The organism is Candidatus Magnetobacterium casense, from assembly GCF_000714715.1.
GTDB classification, from domain to species: Bacteria; Nitrospirota; Thermodesulfovibrionia; order Thermodesulfovibrionales; family Magnetobacteriaceae; genus Magnetobacterium; species Magnetobacterium casense.
Map to the genome: position 1 here is coordinate 1 of NZ_JMFO01000037.1, position 14,021 is coordinate 14,021.

Annotated in this window: 15 protein-coding genes; 10 read left to right on the forward strand and 5 right to left on the reverse strand. The window is 49.6% G+C overall.

The genetic code is table 11. The annotated features are described in order from the left end of the window. From Mcas_RS14140 to Mcas_RS14170, 7 genes are all read left to right on the forward strand, one after another. Positions 1 to 402: ISAzo13 family transposase (locus Mcas_RS14140; RefSeq protein ID WP_040336203.1), on the forward strand; the 402-nt coding region annotated here is incomplete at its 5' end. Positions 403 to 523: 121 nt separating this feature from the next. Further along, positions 524 to 913, forward strand: coding sequence for a CCDC90 family protein (locus tag Mcas_RS14145; RefSeq protein WP_040336204.1), 390 nt, complete (start codon positions 524 to 526; stop codon positions 911 to 913). A 256-nt stretch (positions 914 to 1,169) separates the two neighbouring features. Continuing rightward, positions 1,170 to 1,322 carry a hypothetical protein gene (locus tag Mcas_RS18345; protein WP_235203628.1) on the forward strand — a complete coding sequence of 51 codons (153 nt, stop codon included), beginning with the start codon at positions 1,170 to 1,172 and terminating at the stop codon, positions 1,320 to 1,322. 80 nt (positions 1,323 to 1,402) lie between these two features. Then, positions 1,403 to 2,290, forward strand: a complete 888-nt coding sequence (locus Mcas_RS14155; protein ID WP_052567504.1) for a CheR family methyltransferase — start codon at positions 1,403 to 1,405, stop codon at positions 2,288 to 2,290. Continuing rightward, positions 2,287 to 2,892 (forward strand): tetratricopeptide repeat protein, encoded by a 606-nt coding sequence (locus Mcas_RS14160; RefSeq protein WP_040336206.1) that lies wholly within the window; start codon positions 2,287 to 2,289, stop codon positions 2,890 to 2,892. The genes Mcas_RS14155 and Mcas_RS14160 overlap by 4 nt, the downstream gene beginning before the upstream one ends. 212 nt (positions 2,893 to 3,104) lie before the next feature. Further along, the gene (locus Mcas_RS14165; RefSeq protein ID WP_040336207.1) at positions 3,105 to 3,497 is read left to right on the forward strand and encodes a hypothetical protein; all 393 of its coding nucleotides are present in this window, start codon (positions 3,105 to 3,107) and stop codon (positions 3,495 to 3,497) included. A gap of 47 nt (positions 3,498 to 3,544) precedes the next feature. Next, positions 3,545 to 5,731, forward strand: coding sequence for a TonB-dependent copper receptor (locus Mcas_RS14170; RefSeq protein WP_200873713.1), 2,187 nt, complete (start codon positions 3,545 to 3,547; stop codon positions 5,729 to 5,731). Between the two features lie 91 nt (positions 5,732 to 5,822). Here the strand turns inward: Mcas_RS14170 and Mcas_RS14175 are convergent, their stop codons facing one another. Continuing rightward, positions 5,823 to 6,602 carry a hypothetical protein gene (locus tag Mcas_RS14175; RefSeq protein WP_040336208.1) on the reverse strand — a complete coding sequence of 260 codons (780 nt, stop codon included), beginning with the start codon at positions 6,600 to 6,602 and terminating at the stop codon, positions 5,823 to 5,825. 140 nt (positions 6,603 to 6,742) lie between these two features. On the opposite strand from Mcas_RS14175, the gene Mcas_RS14180 reads away from it, so the two are divergent. Next, positions 6,743 to 7,204 carry a DUF29 domain-containing protein gene (locus Mcas_RS14180; RefSeq protein ID WP_052567509.1) on the forward strand — a complete coding sequence of 154 codons (462 nt, stop codon included), beginning with the start codon at positions 6,743 to 6,745 and terminating at the stop codon, positions 7,202 to 7,204. A 379-nt stretch (positions 7,205 to 7,583) separates the two neighbouring features. Here the strand turns inward: Mcas_RS14180 and metG are convergent, their stop codons facing one another. From metG to Mcas_RS17105, 3 genes are read right to left on the reverse strand one after another with little or no spacing between them, the layout of a single operon-like run. After that, positions 7,584 to 9,506: a methionine--tRNA ligase gene (gene metG / locus Mcas_RS14185; RefSeq protein WP_040336209.1), complete on the reverse strand. Its 1,923-nt coding sequence runs from the start codon at positions 9,504 to 9,506 to the stop codon at positions 7,584 to 7,586. 18 nt (positions 9,507 to 9,524) lie between these two features. Further along, positions 9,525 to 10,607 carry a PSP1 domain-containing protein gene (locus Mcas_RS17845; RefSeq protein WP_040336210.1) on the reverse strand — a complete coding sequence of 361 codons (1,083 nt, stop codon included), beginning with the start codon at positions 10,605 to 10,607 and terminating at the stop codon, positions 9,525 to 9,527. A 38-nt stretch (positions 10,608 to 10,645) separates the two neighbouring features. After that, entirely contained in the window at positions 10,646 to 11,647 is a 1,002-nt protein-coding gene (locus Mcas_RS17105) for a DNA polymerase III subunit (protein WP_052567505.1), read from the reverse strand. A gap of 221 nt (positions 11,648 to 11,868) precedes the next feature. Here Mcas_RS17105 and Mcas_RS14200 point away from each other — a divergent pair, with 221 nt between their 5' ends. Then, a complete protein-coding gene (locus Mcas_RS14200) occupies positions 11,869 to 12,501 on the forward strand; it encodes a hypothetical protein (protein ID WP_040336211.1) in 633 nt (210 codons plus the stop codon). Positions 12,502 to 12,630: 129 nt separating this feature from the next. Here Mcas_RS14200 and tmk read toward each other — a convergent pair whose 3' ends face one another. Beyond that, entirely contained in the window at positions 12,631 to 13,242 is a 612-nt protein-coding gene (tmk, locus tag Mcas_RS14205) for a dTMP kinase (protein WP_040336212.1), read from the reverse strand. Between the two features lie 349 nt (positions 13,243 to 13,591). Between tmk and Mcas_RS14210 the strand changes: the two genes are divergently transcribed. Further along, positions 13,592 to 14,011, forward strand: a complete 420-nt coding sequence (locus Mcas_RS14210; protein ID WP_040336213.1) for an ATP-binding protein — start codon at positions 13,592 to 13,594, stop codon at positions 14,009 to 14,011. The last annotated feature ends 10 nt before the right edge of the window (positions 14,012 to 14,021 follow it).

Here is a 14,021-nt window from a genome sequence, read left to right on the forward strand (position 1 = left end):
GCTAAAACACTTCTCATTACTGCTGATTGCGGGGGCAGTAATGGCTATCGTGTCCGTTTGTGGAAGGTTGCACTCCAACGTTTTGCAAACGAAACAGGTTTAAACATATCGGTTTGTCACTTTCCACCGGGAACCAGCAAATGGAATAAAATAGAACATAGAATGTTCTGCCATATAAGCATGAACTGGCGTGGTAAGCCTTTGACAAGCCATGAGATAATCGTAAATCTAATAGGTAGCACCACAACAAATAAGGGTTTAAAGATCAAGGCAGAACTGGATACAACTGCTTACTCAAAGGGAATTAAGGTGTCTGATGAAGAATTTGACAAAGTTAATTTAACTAAGGCTTCATTTCATGGTGAATGGAATTATACTATAGCACCTAATTGTTCAAGTTAATTATGGACAGTTACTTAGTTCAACAACTACAATTTTTTCTAATGCGATTGCCCTGATGCAGATGATGTAAATGCCCTCCTCACTGTAGATAATATGGTATAATGAAGTACGGAGGTATAGTATGAATGACACGTTAATATTTGACACACACGCATACGTAAAAAAACTAAAGGCCGTGGGGTTTACGGAAGAACAGGCCGAAGTACAGGCAGAGGCTATGTCAGACCTGATAGAAGAAGGATTAGCCACAAAGCGGGACTTGAAAGAACTTGAAGTTGCCCTTAAAAGGGACTTGAAAGAACTTGAAGTTGCCCTTAAAAGGGATATGAAAGACCTTGAAGTTGTCCTTAAAAGGGATATGAAAGACCTTGAAGTTGCCCTTAAAAAGGACATGGACTTGCTTAGACGCGACATGAAAGAACTTGAACTTCGACTGTCTGTCCGATTAGGTACTATCATGGCTGCGGGGATTGCAGCCATAGCCGTGTTAATGAAGCTGTTTCCACACTGAGTAATTTCGTTCCCTTCTGGGGCCGTCATCGCAAGACGGCCTTTTCCATTTCCACCGCTGAAACCGGCGTTGTTGCCTGCCCAGTCACCACCACTTCTGCTATAATATTGACGGTCAATCAACTTACAACAGAAAGGAGGTGAGGACATGGAGAAGGCCGAGCTATTGCTTACGCTGGCGAAAGACTTAATTATCGCAGGCAAAACAGGGCTTCACGGAGCAAGGCCAGATCGATCTGTCACGAATCTGTGCAGACTTGGCGACACGAGATTGCCACGTGCTGGTGTCAAACAGCAATACGGACTTCATTCGGCAACTGTGGGGGCAGTACGGGTGTTTCGACATCCACGAGGTAGAAGCCCCCCGTCAATTAACTGCAATGGCAACGGGCGGGGTAAGGTTGAAGTAAACGTCACTGGATTTTCCGTACCGCCATCGGTTAGACTATCGGCAGGGTGATGACACCCTGAGATTAATGGGCAAATACTTATGATGCTGGAACACTTTAAACAACTTATCGCACTGCGCATAGGGCTGCAGATGGATGACATGAGACTGTTGGAGAAAACAATTGCCGCCCGAATTCACTCCCTGGGGCTGGCCAATCTCCACCAGTACTATAACATGCTTGAGTCCGATTCCAGGCAGAGCGCCGGCGAATGGCAACACCTGGCGGAATCGCTGACGACGGGGGAGAGTTACTTCTTCAGGGACCGCGGACAGTTTGAGATACTGCGCACGCACATCTTCCCCGAGCTTATCAGGCGAAAGGAGGGGCAAAAGACCATCCGCATCTGGAGCGCCGGGTGTGCCACGGGGGAGGAGACATACTCCATTGCCATTGAGCTGTTTGAGCTGATGCCACAGGTCAGACACTTCACCACCACCATCATAGGCACCGATATCAACCCCAGGGCCATTGAACGTGCAAGGGTCGGCATATACAACGACTGGTCTTTCAGAATGGTCGAACCGGAAATAAAACGCCGCTATTTCATCAAAAAACATGACGGCTGGCACCTCGACTCACAAATCAGGAGCATGGTCTCCTTCCAGGTTGGAAACCTGGTAAAGGACGTCTATCCTCATCACAGCACCGATATCTGCGATATAGACCTCATCGTTTGCAGGAACGTCTTCATATACTTTGACAAGGACACCGTGGCCTCGATCATCAGGAAGTTCGCCGATACGCTCACCGAAAACGGCTACCTGATAACCGGACATGCCGAACTGTACACGGTTGCCCTGGGTTCATTAAAGTCCTTCATACATCCGGCGTCGATAATCTACCAGAAGGTGGCAAGTCCCATTGAAGAAGAAAAACCTCACAGGTATTACACTACCACTCCCCCCCACCTCCGCCGCCTGCAATGATCTATGAAAAACCACTCAGCATCCCGACCTCTGACACACGCCTGCCTAAACCCCTCCATGTTCAACCCTCTGTTGCCGCTGCTTTTGCTGCTGCTGCCGCCCCACCCACCGCTGAATCTCTCCTGGCCGGCGCCACAGACTTGTACAGGAAAGGCAACTACAACGCCGCCATACAAAGCGCAAACACCGTTCTGAAGACTGAACCGACCAACCTCGCAGCCATTGTCTTTATGGCAAGGACGTATGCCAACATGGGCGACTACAGCCAGGCTACGATGTGGTGTGAAAAGGCCGTAAACATCAACCCCCTGGAGGTGACACCCTACTTTGTACTAGCGCAGATCGCCGAAAACACTGGCCAACTACAGAGGACCGGGGAGCTGTTTCAGAAGATCATGTACATAGACCCTTCGTTTGTCCCGGCCTACATAGAGCTTGGTGCCTTGTATGAGCGCCAGAACGACCCCCTAAAGGCTAACAACATGCGCAGGTCGGCCATTGAAATCCTCAGAGAGCTGCCCTCAGATAAGGTCATCGAACCCTACGACGACTACACGGTGGCAGAGTTGCTTGCATACGTGTCAAAACTTGTTAAACTATAGAGCCTACGCATAAACTCAATTTTTTACTTCCGTTATAAGAATAACACCTCCCCCTTTTTCGATATTGCACTATTATAGCGCGTTTGTATTGCATGCAATCCAAAGAAAGAAAGGGGCGGCTCTGTTTATCGCATAGTGATATTTAAGCATTTTGGCAATATGTATTGCAACAGGTCTTATTTCGTATAGATTTTCAGATGAGGCAATTCTATATGTTGACAAAGCAGGTTGTCATGTTGTATCATCATTGCGGTGATTTGGTCAAATACACGGATGGTAATGGTAGTATCCTGAAAAGACATGAATACATGAAAAACATACTTGCAGTGATGCTTATAGTAGTATCTTTTGGTGTTGTAAAGCCACAATGCCTCAACATAAGCGTTAAGGGTGCGGGCAGTTTGCTTGCCACGCTCGATGTATGTTCTAACGATAGCCTTGACCTGGTGTCTGATAATTATGTTGACTCTTTCTGTGAAGGGATATTCTCATCAGAGATACTTGAAGATGTAGCTTCGTATTTTCCATCAGATAGACATGGATATAAGTTTATACAGTCCTCCATAAGCGACAAACCTCCACGGCAATATAGCTTCCTCGTTTAACTTACGGCTATAAATCTACTTTACGAAATAAGGAGGTCTTATTGATTATGTATAAACCTGCAAGACGGTTTGTATCCGTTGTTGGTTTGTTTATGCCGGGAGCGGCTTTATGTGTTATGATGGTTTTGCTTGCGATGGGGGTGTTATGTGTCCTGCCGCAGACGGCAATGGCCTCGGAGAGTACAACGAAGAGCAAGGAAACAACAGCCGACGACGCCTCATCACCCAAGACAGATACTCACGGGATATACGGTCTTGAAGAGGTAGTCGTCACTGCCCCTGTCAGTGTTGAACCTCTGACTGTAACAACCAATCCAAAGGCGCCTCACCAGCCGGTCCCTGCCCATGATGGTGCCGAGTATCTCAAGGGCATATCCGGTTTTTCCATTATCCGCAAGGGAGGCACCGATGGGGACCCGGTGTTTCGCGGTATGTCGGGGTCAAGGCTGAATATACTCCTGGATGGTCAACAGATATTTGGCGGGTGTGGTGGACGCATGGACCCGCCCACTGCGTATGTCTTTCCGGAATCATACGACATTATCACCGTTGTTAAAGGGCCGCAATCGGTTCTTAACGGTCCTGGGAGTTCCGCCGGAGCTGTTCTGTTTGAGAGGAATATAGAACGTTTTAAGACACCCGGTATTACCTTTAATGGCAGTCTGACATTTGGAAGTTTCAGTCGCAACGACCAGGTAGGTGACTTGCGTGTCGGTTACGAAAAAGGCTATGGACAGATTATAGCCACCCGAACCGACTCGGACGACTATGAAGACGGAGACGGCAACCTGGTTCATTCCTTCTACACGCGCTGGAGCACGAGCGCCGCAGTTGGCTGGACACCCAACGATGAAACCCTCCTTGAGCTATCTGCCATTAAGAGCGATGGCAGGGCAGCCTATGCCGACCGCACAATGGATGGCTCAAAGTTTGACCGTGAAAACGTTGCCCTGAAGTTTATCAGGAAAGATATCTCCCCTGTGTGGAAGAAGCTCGATGCCATGCTCTACTACAACTACGTTGACCATGTCATGGATAACTACAAGCTTCGTTCTAACACAACTGGTAAGTATTCCGTCAATAATCCGGACCGTGAAACTATGGGAGGGCATATCAAGTCAACACTAACGCTTGGAGCCATGACCGACCTCGTTGTTGGGGCAGATGCAAAGCGTGATACCCATACCTTCCGCGGCGCCATGGAACAAAAAAGCGCCAACGCAGCCAACGTAATGTATGAGTCCAAACCCAGGGATGAGGATATGCGCTTTAATCAGTACGGCGTTTTTGGCGAGCTTACGCAAAACCTTGATAGTGACAAAAAGGTCATTGGCGGCCTGCGTCTGGATATCCACGAGGCCCTGGACAGCCGCAAATGTGTTGCAAGCACTATGTGTCCCGGTAATCCCAACAACACCAAAGGTATGTGGGACAGAGATGCCTTACCCAGTGGTTTCATACGCTATGAAGGAGAGATCGGCAGTGGTTCTGGTGTGTGGTATGCCGGCGTAGGTCATGCCGAACGTTTCGCGGATTTTTGGGAGAGATCGAGATATGATGCCGACACAACCTCTACAGCTACCGGTAAAAGCGCATTTTTGAGCATCAACCCCGAAAAGACGACACAACTGGACGTGGGCCTGCACTGGAGAGCCGGCAAACTGTCTGGATCAATTGCCGGTTTTGCCGGTAAGATAAACGACTACATCCTGATACGTTGGTCGCCATCCCCTGCCGTCACACGTAATGTAGATGCCACAGTGTTGGGTGGAGAGAGTGACATCACGTATAAGATATCCAATACCTGGCAGGTCACAGGTGCCCTGGCATACGTATACGGCGAAAACGATACCGACAACAAGCCACTGGCCCAGCAACCACCGTTGGAGTTTAAGTTGAGCGGTCAATACGACAACAAGGTCGTTTCCTTTGGTGCCCTGTGGCGACTTGTTACCACACAGAAGCGTTACGATATCGGATCGGGCGGCATCGTTACCAATGGGATGGATATTGGTCCTACGGCGGGTTTTGGCGTGCTTTCGCTAAACGCCGGTTGGCGTCCGACAAAGATAACGCAGTTGACCGTCGGTGTGGACAACGTGTTTGACCAATACTTTGCAGAACACCTATCCAAGAGCTATGCAGCCGTTGGCGGATACCTGACCCCCACAAACGTTCGCATCTACGAGCCAGGGCGCATGTTCTGGGTGAAATTCAACATCGTCTATCTCTAAAACACATAAGGGGGCAGCGTTGCCCCCTTTCTTTTACCGGGTAGTCCTGCAGTGATAGTGATAGTGCCATCCCCCTCCCTTTATGGAGGGATTAGGGGAGGATGTAGGGCGGGGGAGAGTTCTCCTGGTTTGTATTTATCTCATCGAAGTTGAGTATGTCGAGGTACTCCCATTGTCTGTATGCAACGACATAGAGGCCTTGTATGGTCGCAAATCTGGTAATTTCATCCTCAACGACGACACTGGCAAGCATGGGGATTATCTGTCTGCCTTTGCACTCGTCAAAAAAGATCGGCAGTGTTTCTACCTTGGCCAGTATCTTAGTGACATCTCGTTCATCTGGTTTGGATTTTACCTCTATAACAAAGACCCTGTCCTGACATGTGAGCATTATATCAACCTCACAATTCTTGCCTCCTATTCTTTTATTGTATCTCAGACAAAAAGAGGTAGGATCGCATTTAAAGTATTGTTTTATCAGGGCAATCGCACCAGGCGCTATTATATCCTCAACTAGAGTACCCATTTGTTTGGCAATTTCAGCCCTTTGCTGTCGGGATCCTTTCGCTATCTCCGCCATCTCTTTACGAAAGGCCTCATGATCCTCTTTGTCCTTCCGATCGCGCTCTTCTTGCCTGCGGTCGCGCTCGGCAGCCTCACGTTTAATCTCCGCTACCTCTTCCTTGTACTTCCGGTCGCTCTCTTCTTGTCTGCGGTCGCGTTCTTCTTTTTCTTCCTTGTACTTCCGGTCGCGCTCGGCGGCCTCACGCTTGATCTCGGCAGCCTCGAGCTTCAGCTCCCTGCAAACCTCGTAAAACTCCGCCCTGGCAACCTCTAACCTGTCAACCCGTGATTCCAATAACATCTGCATCGCTTTTACCTCTCTGTACTTTTATATCCCTCTCTGCCACTACGATAACATATCTGACGCCCGTTTGACAACTGGCACAAAGCCCCCCGTCCCCTTGACAGATATCCCGCCGCTAATGTTAGCATATAAATATGGATACCATGACACAAACGCATAGCGATACACTTACAGAACCTTCTCTGTATGAAACAGATTTCTATCAATGGGCGTTTCATAATGCCGATCTGTTGCGGCAGGGCAGGTTTGCAGAGATAGACCTGGAGAATATAATAGAGGAGCTGGAGGGCATGGCCAGGAATAACAAAAGAGAGCTATTGAGTCGATTAAAGGTGTTAATAATGCACCTGCTAAAATGGCAGTACCAACCAAAACTGCGTAGTGGAAGTTGGAGTGCAACAATAGCTACTCAAAGAACGGATATTGGTTTTTTACTTGAGGACAATCCAAGCCTGAAATATAATATAGAATTCGTTATAGCTAAAGGATTTATAGCAGCTAAGGAAGAATTTGAAGAGGAGACAGGCATTAGCGCCAGGGTATTGCCTGAGACTTGCCCATATACCTTTAAACAATTAATGGATCGTGGTTTCCGACCCGAATAGTCCTCTATCCCAAAAAAAAATTTCATAGGGGGGTTGACATTTGTATCTGCCCTCGTTATACAATAGCGTATGAGAAGATGCGAGACATATAATTTGTGTCGTCAGGTGTCTGGCATCCCTCTTGCGCGCACGCATATAATACATCTTTAATAGCTTCCCTAAAAGAAAGCAAACAAGTTAACGGCTTGTCTATACCCTATACCGCCGAGGAGGGAGGTGCTGCGTATGGATAAGTAGCGGGCCATTTTCATTTGGGTAGCACCACAATCAACCGTGGATAGCAGGATTTAAGCCATTTCTGTACCCACATAATATGGCATTGTATGATTAACCAATGTGTCCACGTTTGAATGGAGTGCTACCCCTTTTCTTTCTCTTGCTATTTAATTGTGGCTCCGGGTGCTATCTCCTTGTCTGGCGTTAGTAGCGACATCGCTGTATCGTCCGAGGCTGCCAGTAGCATTCCCTGGGACTCGATCCCCATCAGTTTGGCCGGTTTGAGGTTGCACACCACCGCAACGCTCCTGCCAACAACAGTTTCGCAACTGTAGTGCTTGCCAATGCCCGCCACCACCTGACGCATCTCCCCCGTGTCTACCTGAAGGCGCAGCAGCTTCGATGAACCCTTCACCTTTTCGGCGGATACCACCCTGCCAACCTTGAGCTTTACCTTCGCAAAGTCCTCGATGCCGATAAGTTCACCGACGGCAACAACATTATCAGCGGGTTTGACCTCTGCCACTACCGCCTCTGTCGCTACGACCTCTACAGCCTTCTCTATCCTCGGAAACAACTGCGGCAGTTCAGACACCGCCCTGTCATGACCAAGCCCACCCCACTTAGCATACTCTACCTCAGATAGTTTCACATCCCGAATGTCCTTATGCATTAACGCTCCGTAGAGCTTCTCACACATCTGAGGCATAAACGGATACAGATACACGCTGACAAACCTCAATCCCTCCAGGCAGTTATAAATAACACTGGCCAGCTTGTCGGCATACTTGGGGTCCTTTGCCAGTACCCAGGGTTTTTCGGTGTCTATGTACTTGTTCAAAAAGCCTGTAAGCTCCCATATTGCATTGAGCGCCTTTTGATACGCAAGCTCCTTTAAGGAGTCCTCTATGATAACACGGGTTCCTGCCGCCAAGTTTTCAAGCCCTTCGTCTGGTATCTTTGGCTGTGGAATAACGCCTTTAAAATACCTCTGGAGCATGGAGAAAGTCCTGTTGACCAGGTTACCCAGGTCGTTTGCCAGGTCGCTGTTTATGCGCCCAATGAGTGCGGCCTCCGAAAAATCGCCATCCAGTCCAAAGGTCACCTCCCTGACGAGAAAATACCTGAAGGCATCCGCTCCGTAGCGGTCAATGACATCAAAGGGGTCTACGACGTTGCCTAGGGACTTGGACATCTTCTTGCCCTCCTGAGTCCACCAGCCATGAGCAAAGATGTGCCCTGGCAGCGGCATATCAAGGGCCATGAGCATGGTTGACCAGAAGACCGAATGCGTGGTCAGGATGTCCTTGCCAATGAGGTGCCAGGTCGCCGGCCACCACTGCCCTGACGTAGGAGGGGCAAGGTAGAGCGTTGCCGAGTAGTAGTTCATCAGGGCGTCAAACCACACGTAGGTCACAAAGTCCTCGTCAAAGGGCATGGGCACACCACAGGAGAGCCTCTTCTTTGGACGCGAGATGCACAGGTCACCCAAAGGAGCGCTTTTGAGAAATCCCAGGACCTCGTTGCGCCTGCTCTGTGGCTGTATAAACCCAGGCGTGTCTTCGATGTACCTCACCAACCTGTCGTGATACTTCGACATCAGAAAGAAGTAGTTCTCTTCCTCGATCCTGTCAATGGCCCTGCCGCAGTCGGGACAGTTGCCATCGGAGACCTCCTTGTCCGTCCAGAAACGCTCGTCGTGGGTGCAGTAAAAACCGCTGTACTGACGCTTTTCGATTTCGCCCTTGTCGTAGAGCTTTTGGAGCATGTCCTGGACAACCCGGATGTGCTGCTGGTCTGTTGTTCTGATGAATGCGTCGTTTGTAACGTTTAACTTTACCCAGAGGTTTTTGAAGTTCTCACAGAGGACATCCGCATGTTCCTTTGGAGTACGACCAACCAGGCATGAGGCCTTCTCCACCTTCTGTCCGTGCTCGTCGGTGCCGGTGAGGAAAAACACCTCCCTGCCCATCAGGCGGTTAAACCGCGCCAGGATGTCCGCCGCCACCGTGGTGTAGGCATGGCCTATGTGTGGGACGTCGTTGACGTAGTATATGGGGGTTGTTACGTATAGGTTTTCTTTCATATTCGAGTAAGCCTCCGGTTATTCAGTCTTCTTTTTTGGCTTGTGTCTTTTTGGTCGCCACTTCTTTTTTGGCTGCTGCTGTTGCTGCCCTTCGTCTTTAGGGGCATCGGTGCGCTCCGATGCAGGGGATGCAGGTGCGGTTATCGTGGTGCCTGCAGCATCGGGTTTCTTTCCGGCTTGCTGTGTGCCCTCTGTCGTGGCGGCGGATGGCTTTTTGTGACGTCTTCTGCGAGGGGGTCTCTTGCCGTCACGTTTTTGCTCACCGTCCGGCTTCGATGTCCCCGCCTCACCCCCGCACGTGTCACAGGGACCACACCTGTCTGCCTCTGTGGAGGTCAGTTGCCGCTGCCGGGCCTCTATGGACTCGGCCAGACGCTCAAAGGGCAGGTACTCATCCTCGGTATCAAGCTCCTCCAGGATTGGCGAGTCCTCCGTAAGCTCAACCACCTCCGCCGGTGAACTGCCATCATCCACCTCAAAGCCCAGACAACACATCAACCGGCCACACAGCCCCGATAACTTGCCGGGGTTGAGTACGAGGTCCTGCCTCTTGGCCATCCGAATGGAGATCGGCGCAAAATTCGACAGAAACGTCCTGCAACAGACCTCCCGACCGCATATCCCCAGCCCCCCTATATACTTCGTCTCATCCCTGACCCCGATCTGACGCATCTCTATGCGCGTCTTAAAGCGTGAGGCCAGGTCCTTGACAAGTTCCCGGAAGTCAATCCTGCCCTCGGCCGTAAAGTAAAACACTATCCGCTTCCTGTCCAACGTTACCTCAGTGTTGATCAGCTTCATGATCAACCCCCTGGACACCACCCGTTCCTGGCAAAACGCCTTGGCCTCTTGCTCAAGCTCGTCGTTTTCCTGCTTTATCCGGAAGTCATCCTCCGTCGTTAAGCGCATCACCCGCTTCAGCTCCTTGTCGTAGCTCTCAACGCTGTTGACATCCGTGACGACATTGCCGATGGTCAGCCCAAAACTCGATTCCACGATGACGGAATTGCCCTTCTTAATCTGCAACACATCGGGATTGGTTACCTCAAAATGGTAAATCTTCCCGCACTTCTTAAATCTTATTCCAACAATATCTGGCATATTCTAACCTTTTTCTCTCTCCGACAACATAAAGTGCATCATCCCCCTGTCCCCCTGCTCGTACCGGCACCCGGATGGCGTTTAGCAAAGGCGTTTTCCAACATCGCCTGCACGTAATTGCTCACAATGGACTTGTTTATGTTAAAGATAAAATAGTTCATAAGTCCCAAAATCCTTTCGTAGAGTTCCACGAGAGTCCCGGGGGCAACGTTCTTGCCCAGGTCCCTCAACTCCTGTCTCTTGTCGCTGTTTATCAGCACGGCGCTATCGGGTTCGACCTTGAGGGTCATCATGTCCCTGATAAAGACAAGGGCTGACTCAAACCATTGTGTCATCTCCTCTTTTTCCTTCCACGGTGTAACCTTCTCCCCGGTAAGCAGTGCCTTGAATGTGGCCATGTCCCTGTTGCGTCTGTCTATAACCTCATCGGAGAGCATAGGGCCGATGCTGCCCATTGACAGCCTCAGGTGTGTCTCTGCAATATCCCTACCCATTGAGCCGACTACCGCCCTGGCAGCCTTCAACGAAAGCGGTGTAAAGTTTATGAGCACGCACCGGGAACGGATCGTATCAATCAGGCTCTCCTCAAAGGCACTGAGCAGGATTATGACGCTGCCTGCGGGTGGCTCCTCAAGGGTCTTGAGGAACGCGTTGGCCGCTGCTGCATTTAGCTTGTCTGCGTCATCCACAATCAATACCTTCGACCGCCACTCTATTGGCGTCAGGGACAGGAAGTCTTCGAGTTCCCTGATCTTTTCGATCTTGATCATGCCCTCTTCGGCTGCTATAACCCTCATATCGGGGTGTGTCAGGGCATCCACCTTGTGACAGGAGAGGCATCGGTTGCAGGCGTCATCACGCCCCGGGGTGTCGTCCATGCAGTGTATGGCCTTGGCAAAAGACAGGGCAGCGAGCCTCTTGCCCGTCTGGGCCGGACCACTGAAGAGGTATGCCGAGGCTATCCTGTCCAGCCTCACCATCCCGCGTAAGACCCTTATCGCACGCTCGTGCCCAAGTATGGCGCCCAGGGATACAACCATGGCTGCTATTTACCTGTCCGCAATATAAAAATATCCGTGAACATCATTGCCCTGTTTAGTGATCATAACTCATTTATCTTTAAGGATTCAAGTATGCCAATTGTAAGTTCTCAAAAAGTTGTTGCGCTTCTTCATTTTTTCTTCAACTTGTTATGTTTAACTATAAACATAGCAGGCCTTGACATTGTCAGGGTACAGTAAAAAAAACAAAGGAGGATACTATGAAAAAGTATCAGGTGTTAGTTGCAGCATTGATGGTAACTTTGGTAACGGTTATTCAGGTCTATGCCATGGGTATGGGTGGCGGTACAGGTATGGGCGGTAGTGATAACTTTGGTATGATGAATGGCATGTCGGCATCCGCCGTTGTTGGCGGTGATGGCACTGCCTATCTGGTAACTTACAGGACTGGTGCGGCATCTGGCATGGGCAGTGGCACGTTTGAATCCACACTGACTGCCATAACCTCCGCCGGGCAAAAATCATCTGTTAAACTAACCGGCTATGTCTCGCGGCCTGTTTTGTCACCTGATGGTGGACTCCTGGTTGCGTCTACATCGATGCCGGATATGTCTCAGTACAACATGATGGGCTATTACAATACATCGGGCACATCAAAATCAACCGTGTATGCCGTACAGTTGCCGCTGACACAAGACTCAAAACCACTGGCTATCTCCCTTGACGGTAACTTTGCATCTGTCCCGGTCTTTGCCGGCGACAAGATTTACGTTACGACAACAGATTTCGGTGGTTCGATGATGGGCGGAGGATATACAAATCCACAACAAGGTAAATCATACCTGTATATAATCAACCTCGATGGAACAATTGCCTCTAAAGTAGAGATTTAAAGATAGCGCAAAGATGGGGTCAAGTCGGACAAAGATTAACAGCGTGATAGGTTTGCTGCGTTAGCGGTAAATATCAGGTAGACATTCCAACGGTTAGAGAGTCGATTTGCCTCTACCCGTTGTTTTTTTCTATCGCGCAAGCCTATCTATAATCATAGCCATGATAGTCTCCGTGAGTTCCTGGGGAGGGGCCGCCCCTTGCAGCGTCACAACCCGCTGAGGCTCCATAGCTGCAATCTCCAGGAATCCGACTCTGACCCTTTCATAAAAATCAAGCGCCTCTGACTCCATCCTGTCGGTCTTGTTAAGAGCGGCGGTTCTTCTGACTCCCTCTGCGGCATCGATATCCAGCAGGAAGGTTATATCCGGCGCTATATTGGTCGTAAGCCGCCGGAGGGTCTCTATCAGCGACAGATCAATCCCCCTGCCAAAACCCTGATAGGCAATGGTTGAATCCGTGAATCTGTCAACCAGGACTATTTTTTTCCTGCTCAGCGCGGGCCTTATGACCTCTTCGATGTGCTGAACCCTCTGGGCGTTAAACAACAGCAGCTCGGTCAATGGTGCCATGTTGTCGAGGCACACATCGAGGAGCAATTGCCTGATGCGTGCCCCGGTCCGCGTCGCACCCGGCTCAAATGTAGTTACGCACTCATGCCCGCTCTGCGCCAACCTCCGCGATACGGCATGTACCTGCGTAGACTTGCCACAGCCATCTATGCCCTCAAAGGATACAAGCATGGTCGATTAATCACCCGTCCGCAATGTAAAAAAATATCCGTGAACATCGCTGCCCTGTTTACAGATCATAACTCATTTACTTGTAAGGATTCAAGTATGCTATCAGGGCAATCGCATCCGACCGTAAGAAAAAGAAAGGGGCGGCTCCGCTTCTTTTTCGCTCCAGGTCGCACCTGGCCCCTTCAGAACCCCCTTGACCCCATCCCGCGTAGCCTTGATTTTTAAACACAAGCTAAATTATCAACAATTCATAAAATTCTCAAATGCAATTCGCCTCCTTGACAACCCCTTCCCGATATGCTATCCTATAAGCCATGATTTTGTTAACTTGCCTGACAGGAGGTTCGCAGTGAAAACTAAAGGGTTTCCAGCAGTATTAGACTCTCTGAGTCCAATAAGAGAGTTTGTAACGGAAGAGGCCAAAGAAGTTGGTCTGGATAAAAAAAAGACGTATAACCTGGCCCTTGCAATTGACGAAATAGCCGCAAACGTAATCAACTACGGCTATATAGAAAGCGGCCTTGAGGGAGTTATTGATTTTGAGGTACAGAGCAGTGACAACCAGCTCATGGTGTTTATGTATGACGACTCGGAACCGTTTGACCCCTTTCAGCGCGAAAAAATAGAGGAAGAAACCCTGCAAAAACCCCTCGAAGACAGACCCATCGGCGGACTCGGAATATTCCTGGCAATAAATGGTGTCGATGAGGTCAAATATAATCGGATAGACAACCGAAACAGGTACACATTTGTCGTCACGATTAATTAGGGCAAGGGTT